This is a genomic window from Megasphaera jansseni (assembly GCF_047974155.1).
GTDB lineage: Bacteria > Bacillota > Negativicutes > Veillonellales > Megasphaeraceae > Megasphaera.
Map to the genome: position 1 here is coordinate 1 of NZ_JBHYRR010000119.1, position 219 is coordinate 219.

1 protein-coding gene is annotated in these 219 nt (G+C 48.4%); it reads right to left on the bottom strand.

Features of this window, described 5'->3' with window-relative positions; all coding sequences use genetic code 11:
* On the bottom strand, nt 1-219 hold a 219-nt coding region (locus tag ACE418_RS13610; protein ID WP_416451098.1), incomplete at its 3' end, for a transposase.

Sequence of the window (219 nt, forward strand, 5' to 3'; positions counted from 1 at the left end):
TAAGGAATAAAGGTATGTCCCCAAATTACCGGATTGTAGCTTGTGATGTAAGGTCAAGACATTGTGGGCCATTGCCAATATGATGCTGGTTGCCAGGGCGTTTTCAGTCCCGTGGCTCAAAAACCGCCGGAACGACAGATTGGCCTTGATGTCGGAAAAAGCGCCTTCAGACTGGATGGAACGGTTCATTCGAAGCATCTTCCCTGTAGGAGAACTGAT